Source organism: Kitasatospora sp. NPDC056800, from assembly GCF_042789775.1.
GTDB lineage: Bacteria > Actinomycetota > Actinomycetes > Streptomycetales > Streptomycetaceae > Kitasatospora.
Map to the genome: position 1 here is coordinate 1 of NZ_JBHUAL010000296.1, position 8308 is coordinate 8308.

Consider the following 8308-nt stretch of genomic DNA (forward strand, 5'->3'; position numbering starts at 1 on the left):
TGGTCTTGGTGCCGGCGGCGATCAGGTCGAGGTAGGGGCGGCGGATCCGGATGACGCGTTCCTGGTCTGACATGGGGGCAGGTACTCCGCTTCTACGCCGAGGTGGGCAGGGACAGTTCGGCTGGGTGTCCGGGTAGGGCCTTTCCCGGGGTGTCGGACCTGGGCCCCCAACGGCGAAGGGCGGTTACTGCACTTGATCGGGCTATGGTGGTAACCACCTGACAGGTGAGGGATGGTTCCGGTAGATCTGTGCGCGTGAATGACTCCACGCCCGAGGGCGACGAGCCCGCCTCCTTCGTCGAGAACGCGAAGAGCCTGTACAGGAAGCACAAGCCGAAGATCACCGCCATCGGCGGTGCAGTCTGCGTCGTGGCCCTCGCCATCATCGTCACCAGTCTCGCCGAGGGGCGGGACTCCGAGGATGCCGAGGGCCAGGAACAACTCTCCGTCCCCGAAACTACGGACCAGACTCGTTGGTCCTCCAGCGACTATGACCGCGACCCCTTCCTGCGAAGGCTCCCTGCCGGTCAGCATGCCAGTGAGGAGGCCAACGCGAGGTACAAGGAATTGACGGGTAACAACCTTCCGCCTGGTTACACCTTGGTTCGCCGGTGGTTCTTTCCGAAGGACTCCTCAGAGGATGAGACCCCCGGCGAAGCCGCAGCCTGAGCGAAGGCACTGTCGCATCTCATTCCTGTGCAGTGCTGACGGACGCCCTGCAGAACGTCTTTACCGCCGCTGACCTCCGGAAATCTGCGAAGCTGGGGGTGCGTGCCATTGCCCGTACCGATCGGCCGGATGGCGGCCCTGGACAACCTGCTGCCCACCGCGCGGCGCCGGCGAGTCAAGGCCCGCGGCCGCGAGAACCCGATGAGCACGTACGGGCCGAACGCGGGAGAACGCCCGCAAACCACCCGGACCCATGCCCTTTCCGTCGAGATCCACGTCATGGAAGACGGACCTGCGTCATGCCGCCGCCGGTAGACGCGACGGCGTTGGAGTCCTGGTCGTCTTCGAACCAGGTCAGGATGGCCTTCACGCCTTGGGCGACTTGTAGATGGTGGCGGCCATCGCTCCCAGTTGCTTGTTGGCCTTGAGTGCGAGGTCGATGGCATCGCTCACGGAGTCGCTGGGCACCGGAATGTTGTTCACGTAGATCGCGAAGGCGTAGCGGTGGCCGTCCTTCGCATCGATGTAGCCTGCGAGCGCCTTCGTGCCGAGGGCCAGCTTGCCCTGGTAGGGGCTGACCAGGGTGCCGGTCTTCGCGCGGATGTGTCCTGCGGCGGGGTCGGTGCGGTCGATGACGTCGGCGAGCGAGCCGTCGACGCCCATGTTCGGCATGGAGTCGTAGAAGACGTCGAAGTCGTCCTGTCGTGCCAGGTGCCGCAGCAGCGCCACCTGGGCGGTCGGCGTCGCCTTGTCGCCGGGGAGGCCCTGGGCGTCGACGAGGCTCACTGCACTCGGGTCCACTCCTGAGCGGGCGAGGAACTCCTTCTCGGTCTTCATGCCGTCCGCATAGGTTCGTTGCCCGTTGTGTGCCGCCATCAGCGGCGGCAGCAGGTTCGCCCCGAGGTTGTGGCTGACCTTGTTGATCAGCTTCGCGTACTCCTTGAAGGGCGGAGAGGTGTAGGTCGCCGATACGGGCAGCGAGTTCACTTCCGCCGACGGGGGGAGCCTGCTGTCGGGGTTCGCTCCCAGCGAGGGGGCGGACACGCTGACGCCGTTCCTGGCGAGTGCCTCGATGAGGACGGTGCGGGCGAACGCCGCCGGGTCGGGGACCTGGTAGGTCGTCACGAAGGGGGCCTTCGCGTCCGCGGGCACGGAGCCTCGGACCCGGATGTGACCGGGACTGACGCTTTCGGTCGTCACCGCCGGCTTGCTTCCGGCGGGTGTGGTCGTCACCTGCGCGTCGACGCCGAAGGCGGCCGTCTTCGGGCGCCAGTCGACCTTGGCCGGCTCACCGGGTGCGCCCGGCGTGATGAGCACGTCGATCAGGTTGTCGTTGACGATGGTCGGAGTGACCGGCAGCCCGCCGATCGACACCGGATCCCAGAGTCGGTTGTCGATCACCACGTCGCCGTCGACGTGGCGGACTCCGCTGGCCGCGACCTGTCGGGCCAGCTCGTTGACGCCCGCCAGCGGGTCCTCTGCGGTGATGGTCGCCAAGCCGGGGACGGCGTTGGCGTCGTAGTGGTCGAAGTCGGGGACGTCCAGTCCGCCTGACGCGGTGGTCCGCCCGCCGAGTGCCAGGTCGCCGCTCCCGACCAGGATGAGGTCGCCGGAGAGCCGCCCGTCCGCGGAGACCGTACCCGAACGCACCACGGGCGTACGGAAGCGATGGTCGTCACCCAGGACGTCGAGCGCGGCACCGACCGCGAAGGTCTTGGCCGTCGAACCGGTCATGAACTGGGAATCGGCGCCCTTGGACTGGACGACCTTCCCGGTCTGCAGGTCGGCGACCTGCAGGCCCCACCGGCCCGACGACCACGGCGCGCTGCTCATGAGCTTCTGCAGGTCGGCGCTCACCCGTGCGGCACCCGGTGCCGGAGAGGCCGAGTCGTCCGTGGAGTCGTGGGAGCACGCCGTCATCGCCACGGCGGCCGTCATCGAAGCGGCGAGCGCCAGGGCCGTACGCCGCCGTACCCGAGGGGCCTTGATTCCGGAGAGGGAGTTGCTTGGCATTTCGTTCTTTCCTGTTCGGCTTTCCTGTTCGGCTTTCGCGCTCGATCGAAGGCTTCCGGCCCGGTTGCCGCGCGGCGGTCAGGGCTTCCCGCCCTTGCCGATGGCGATGCTGCCGTTGCGGGTCCGGACGGCCACGGAACGGCCGCTCGCGTCGTCCTTCGCGACGTTCACGGTGACGTCGCCCTTCTTCGCGGCCGTGCGGACCGCGTACGTCGAGTCCGGCAGGCCCAGCTCGACGTCGCCGTCCCTGCTCTGCACGTCGACCAGGTCGGGCACGGCGGCCAGGCGCGGGTCGACGGTGCCGTTGCGCGAGGTGACGCTGACGGACCGGGCGGAGATCCCGTCGCCCTTGATGCTTCCGTCGCCGCCTTGCAGGGCCAGCTTGGCTCCGTGGAGGTCCGACAGCCGGACGTCGCCGCCGGCGGTCCGGGCCGAGAAGTCCGCGGTGAAGCCGGTGGCCTCGATGCGCCCCTTGCCGCTCTCGGCGGTGACGGCGACGGCGCGCGGCACCTTCACGGTGTACTTCGCGCCGCAGCCCACCGAGATCCCCGTGCAGTCCAGCGAGAGTGTGAGCGTGCCCCCTTCGAGCTGCCAGCCGGACCCCACCTTCCCGCCGACCTTCGTGCCGCTGACCCGTCGTTCCACCTGAACGTCCTCGATGTCGGCGGCCACCAGCGCGAGGTCGGCGGAACCGGAGTCGACGGTCAGGCTGCCGCCGGCGAAGTCGAAGGACTTCGATTCCACGGTCGCGTCGGCCGAGGCGCCGTCCGTGGTGCAGGCCGTGGCGGCGAGGCCGAGGAGGGTGGCTCCGCCGAGGGCGAGAAGCGTGCGGGTGGTCGGTTCCATCGGGTTCTTCCTTCGTCAACGAGCATGAACGGGCAAGGTGGTGCGGGTTCCCGCGCCCCGGTTCACGAGCGCAGTGCCCGGTTCACGAGCGCAGTGCCCGGTTCACGAGCGCAGCGCCCGGACCGCGACCGTGCGCGACACCCGGGCCGCCTGCAGGACCAGCGCGAGGCAGGTGGTGACCAGCGTCGCGGCGGCGAGCGCCCCGAGCGTGGCCCAGGGGAGGCCCGCCAGGACCCGGACGGCGTCGGTCCGGGCTCCGAGGGCGGTGGTGAGGCTCGACACGGCGACGAACAGCGCGCCGAAGACGATCGCCGTCCCCGCGTAGATCGCCCCCTCGTAGACCATCGACCGGGTGGCCACGCCCGGCCGCGCACCGGCCACCGTCACGACGGCGCAGTCGCGGGCGCGTTCCCGCCCGACGAGGGCGATCACGGCGAGGCCCCCGACCCAGGAGACGACGAAGACCCAGCCCAGCACGACCAGGATGTTGTCCAGCCCGGCGTTGCCTCCGGGCATGACCTTCCCCATCACCATGAAGAGGCCGACGAACGACAGGGAGAGCGCGAAGGGCAGCACCGTGGTGACGCTCCTCGTCGCGCGGGCCCGGCACGACTGCACGGCCAGGTGCCAGGCGACGCCGCGCGAGGGCACCAGCGCCGTCCAGAGCCTCATCAGCGGGGTGAGCACCCACGGCCCCATGAGCAGCAGCAGGCAGAGGAGGAAGAGGTTCCCGGCGAACGCGAAGGCCGTCCGCTGGGCGAGCCCGCCCTCGAGTTCGAGGCCCAGGCCGGGGATCCACATCCCGACCACGCCGGCGAGCAGGCACAGGGCGAGGGCAGCGCGGGCGACGCCCGGCCGCGCCGGGGGGTCGGAGAAGTCCCGGAAGGCGCGCATCTCCGGCGTCCTGGCGGCCCGCCGGGTGACGCCCCAGCCGCCGAGCAGGCACGGAACCAGTCCGAACAGCACGCTCACGCCGACGTACCAGAACCGGAACCCGGCCGAGGCCCCGTGCAGTTCGAGACCCGTCCCCTTCCACTGCGCGAGGGCGACACCCGCGACCAGCAGGGCGAGCGGTGCGGCCAGCGCGCCGGCCACCGCGCCCAGCACCACCGTCTGCGTCCGCAGGACGAACCTGACCCGGTGGCGCGGAATCCCGAGGATCACCCACAGGGCGTGCTCACGCCGCTGGGTCGTCAGCGTCAGGCCGACCGCGGAGGCGACGACGCCCACGGCGGCGAGCACGGTGAAGAAGACGATGTTGCCGCCGAGGGCGATCGACGCGGAGACCATCCGTGCGTCACCCGCCGCCCGCGCCGCCGAGACGGCGGTGAACATCGCGATGGCCGAGCCCGCCGAGCACGCCGCGCCGACCGTGGCGCACAGGAGCGTCCACCACCACATCGACGCCTGCAGGCGGATGTCCGACAGCACGAGCCGGATCACGACTCCTCCCCGCCCGCCTCGTCCGCCGACTGCGCCGAGAGGACGGCGTCGCCCACCGCGCGGGAGTCGCCACCGGGGATGACGGCGTGTACCCGCCCGGACCCCATCACCACGACCTGATCGGCCCGCGCGGCCGCGTGGGGGTCGTGGGTGACCATGAGCACCGTGCTCCCCTGCGCGGGAAGCGCCTGCAGCCAGTCGAGCACCACATGACCCGACTTGAGGTCGAGCGCACCCGTCGGCTCGTCGGCGAAGACGATCCGCGGCTGGTTCGCCACCACCCGGGCCACCGCGACGCGCTGGCGCTCGCCACCGGAGAGGCGGTCGGGGCGTCGCCGCGCGTGCTTGGCGATGCCGAGCCGCGCCATGGCGTCCTCGACCCGCGCCCGGGGCACCCGGCGGCCGGCGAGCCGCGCCGGCAGGGCGATGTTGTCCTCGACCGTCAGCGAGCTGACGAGGTTGTACTCCTGGAAGACGAAGCCGATGTTCTCGCTGCGGAACGCGGCCTGCTTGCGGGGGCTGAGCGAGCGGACGTCCGTCCCGAGGATCTCGACGGACCCCGCGGTCGCCCGCTCCAGCCCGGCCGTGCAGAGCAGGAGCGTCGACTTGCCCGAACCGGAGGGGCCGACGACGGCGGTCAGCCGGCCTTCGGGAATCTCCAGGTCGATGTCGTGCAGGACGCGCGTCGTCTCGCCCCGGCGGCCGGGAATGGGGAATTCCGTCCGAAGGCCGCGCAAACGAATGCACGGCACGGGAGCGGCAGTGGGAAATGGCATGAATCAAGGAAAACAGGGCCGGGCAGTGGAGTGCACGGGAGCCTGCACTGCTATCGGAGGTAGACTTGGATCTACCGTCCGACCGGTCCGAACCGTGCGAAAATGTCGATCATGGCGCAGATCCGTGTTGCCCGGAGGCTGCTGACCGAATTCGTCGCAGCGGCCGCCTTTCCGATTCTCCTGATTTCCGTTCTCGCCGCACCGGTATCGGTTCCGGTGGTGGCCGAACTGGACCGCTCCAGGGCGCAGTGGTGCGGAGTCCGGACGATGCCGCTGCGGCCCGCCGACCGCAGCTGGCCGCGGTGGGTGGCCGGCCGGCTGCGGGCACGGTCGGTGTGGAGGACCGACCTCCCCGTGTTCGTCGCCGCCGCGCTCCTGTCCGCGCTCTCGCTGCCGGTGGGCTTCTTCGGATTCCTCGGCGCCCTGGCGCTAGTGTTCTCCCCCGTCCTCTGGGGTTTCGGCATCGCCGCGGAAGTCGGCCCGTTCACCCCGGCCGCCCTGTGGGAAACCCTCGTGGCGGTGCCCGCGGGAATCGCCCTCGGTGCGGTCACCGTGGGCGCGCTGACCGGCGTCTCCCTGCTCCGCGACCTGCTCCTGCGGGCCTTCTCGGGGAGCCGGAACCCCGACCTGCTCGCGAAACTGGAGGAACTCCGCACCAGCCGGGCCTCGCTGACGGCGGCCTTCGAGAACGAGCGCCGGCGCATCGAGCGCGACCTGCACGACGGCGCCCAGCAGGAACTCGTCGCCCTCGTCATGCGCCTGGGAATCCTGGAAGCCGCGGCGACGGCCACCGAGCAGGAACGGATCGTCCAACTGGCCCGCCAGGCCCAGGCCCAGGCGGAGCGCGCCCTCGAACGGCTGAGGGAGACGGTGCGCGACATCCACCCCAGCGAACTGAGCGATCTCGGCCTCGTCGCCGCCGTCCGGGAACTGGTGGCCAGATCACCGTTGCGGGTCGAACTGACCAGCACCGGTACGGACGCCTGGCTCTCCTCGCCGATCGCCGCGGCCGTGTACTTCACGGTCTCCGAGGCCCTGACGAACATCGCCAAGCACGCGGGCGTCGGGAGCGCCCGGATCGACATGCGGTGCACCGAGAGCGGCGTCCGTGTCCGGGTGGGCGACGACGGCGCCGGCGGCGCGCGGATCAGCACCGGATCCGGGCTCTCCGGGCTGCGTGAGCGGATGCGAAGCGTCGGTGGGAACCTCGAAATCACCAGCCCGCCGGGCGGCGGAACGGAGGTCGTGGCATCCGCCCCGGCCCAACCCCCGTGGTGACGGAATTCGACAGGGAAAGCGACGGGAAACCGATTGTGAGAATCATCCTGGCGGACGACAGCCTGCTGATACGCGCCGGAATCCGGGAGATCCTGGTTTCCAGTGCCCACGACGTGATCCGCGAATGCGAGGACGCCGACGAACTGGTCGCCGCCGTCGACGACCTCGCCGCCGCCGGAGCCGCCCCCGACCTGGTGATCACGGATGTCCGCATGCCGCCCGGGAACACCGACGACGGACTCCGGGCCGCGATCGACATTCGGTCGCGGCACAAGGACCTGCCGGTCCTGGTCCTCTCCGCCTACGTCACGGGACCGTACGTGCGCGAACTCCTGAACGGCCCGGGCGCCGACGGGGCGGTCGGCTACCTGCTCAAGGAGAAGGTGGGCAGAGTGGCGGACTTCCTGCGGGCCGTCGAGACGGTCGCCGGCGGCGGAGTGGTGATCGACCCCGAGGTGGTCCGCCACGTCACCCGCGCCGACCCGCCGCGGGGCCCGCTCGCCCGGCTCACGGCCCGCGAACAGGAGGTGCTCGCCCTCATGGCCGAAGGCCGCTCCAACGCGGAGATCGAGGCAGAACTGTTCCTCTCGGGCGCCGCCGTGGCCAAACACGTGGGGAACGTCTTCCTGAAACTCGGCATGCCCTCCGGCGAGGACAACCGCCGGGTGAAGGCCATCCTGACCTGGTTCGAATACAACTAGGACTTCAACGCCGCTGCGTCCACCGGCGGCGGCCTGCAGCAGAACGGTGCAGTTGATCCGCTCCGTGGCCGGACCCGGCCGCCGAGCATGGTCGCCTTGATCGGGAAGTAGGTGCTCTCCACCACGTCAGATGCTCGGCGGGAGGACCCAGCCGAGCATCTGGCCGACCGGGGAGATCCTTGGTTCAGGCCTCGCCGAACTCGTCACTGCGGAGAGTGGTGACGAACGGTTCCCAGGCCTTGGCGGCAAAGATCAGGGCCGGTTCGTTCGGGTCCTTGGAATCGCGGACGGGCCTCACGTCGGGGAATCCGGGCGCCACCTCGACGCAGGTGCCCCGTTGTTGCCGTACCCGGACCTGTGCCAGCTGGCGTCGGTGCAGCGCGGATCACGTCGAGCGAAGCCACCTTGGACAGAGACTCCATCCGGAGCTGATCGTCGTGCTGTCGGATCGGGCCGCCCCACACCACTCGCCCCTGGCTCCCGCGCAGGGGAAGCCCTCGGTTCAGACGTCGCCGAACTCGCTCCTGGCTCCCGCGCAGGAAGTCGGCTCGGTCGACATCCTGCGCGGCGAGGCCGGCCGTC

Annotated in this window: 8 protein-coding genes; 3 read left to right on the forward strand and 5 right to left on the reverse strand. The window is 70.3% G+C overall.

The window, feature by feature from the left end; translation table 11 throughout:
• Positions 1–255: 255 nt before the first annotated feature.
• Entirely contained in the window at positions 256–669 is a 414-nt protein-coding gene (locus ACFRQN_RS38435; RefSeq protein ID WP_380745231.1) for a hypothetical protein, read from the forward strand.
• A gap of 366 nt (positions 670–1035) precedes the next feature.
• Here ACFRQN_RS38435 and dacB read toward each other — a convergent pair whose 3' ends face one another.
• The 4 genes from dacB to ACFRQN_RS38455 form a co-directional block, all read right to left on the reverse strand.
• Positions 1036–2682, reverse strand: coding sequence for a D-alanyl-D-alanine carboxypeptidase/D-alanyl-D-alanine-endopeptidase (dacB, locus tag ACFRQN_RS38440; RefSeq protein WP_380745233.1), 1647 nt, complete (start codon positions 2680–2682; stop codon positions 1036–1038).
• A 78-nt stretch (positions 2683–2760) separates the two neighbouring features.
• Positions 2761–3528, reverse strand: a complete 768-nt coding sequence (locus ACFRQN_RS38445) for a DUF4097 family beta strand repeat-containing protein (protein WP_380745235.1) — start codon at positions 3526–3528, stop codon at positions 2761–2763.
• Between the two features lie 102 nt (positions 3529–3630).
• Complete coding sequence (locus tag ACFRQN_RS38450) at positions 3631–4971, reverse strand: FtsX-like permease family protein (protein WP_380745237.1); 1341 nt, start codon at positions 4969–4971, stop codon at positions 3631–3633.
• The gene (locus ACFRQN_RS38455; RefSeq protein WP_181970363.1) at positions 4968–5708 is read right to left on the reverse strand and encodes an ABC transporter ATP-binding protein; all 741 of its coding nucleotides are present in this window, start codon (positions 5706–5708) and stop codon (positions 4968–4970) included. The genes ACFRQN_RS38450 and ACFRQN_RS38455 overlap by 4 nt, the downstream gene beginning before the upstream one ends.
• A gap of 306 nt (positions 5709–6014) precedes the next feature.
• On the opposite strand from ACFRQN_RS38455, the gene ACFRQN_RS38460 reads away from it, so the two are divergent.
• Together ACFRQN_RS38460 and ACFRQN_RS38465 are read left to right on the forward strand one after the other, a co-directional pair.
• Complete coding sequence (locus ACFRQN_RS38460; protein WP_380745240.1) at positions 6015–7025, forward strand: histidine kinase; 1011 nt, start codon at positions 6015–6017, stop codon at positions 7023–7025.
• A 32-nt stretch (positions 7026–7057) separates the two neighbouring features.
• On the forward strand, positions 7058–7726 hold the full coding sequence (locus ACFRQN_RS38465; RefSeq protein ID WP_380745244.1) for a response regulator: 669 nt from the start codon (positions 7058–7060) through the stop codon (positions 7724–7726).
• Between the two features lie 184 nt (positions 7727–7910).
• Here the strand turns inward: ACFRQN_RS38465 and ACFRQN_RS38470 are convergent, their stop codons facing one another.
• Positions 7911–8045 (reverse strand): DUF397 domain-containing protein, encoded by a 135-nt coding sequence (locus ACFRQN_RS38470; RefSeq protein WP_380745242.1) that lies wholly within the window; start codon positions 8043–8045, stop codon positions 7911–7913.
• Positions 8046–8308 lie beyond the last annotated feature (263 nt).

Excerpts from the sequence above, each read along its gene's own strand:
- ACFRQN_RS38445 (WP_380745235.1), bottom strand. The coding sequence starts at position 3,528 with ATGGAACCGACCACCCGCACGCTTCTCGCCCTCGGCGGAGCCACCCTC.
- ACFRQN_RS38460 (WP_380745240.1), top strand. The coding sequence starts at position 6,015 with ATGCCGCTGCGGCCCGCCGACCGCAGCTGGCCGCGGTGGGTGGCCGGC.
- dacB (WP_380745233.1), bottom strand. The coding sequence starts at position 2,682 with ATGCCAAGCAACTCCCTCTCCGGAATCAAGGCCCCTCGGGTACGGCGG.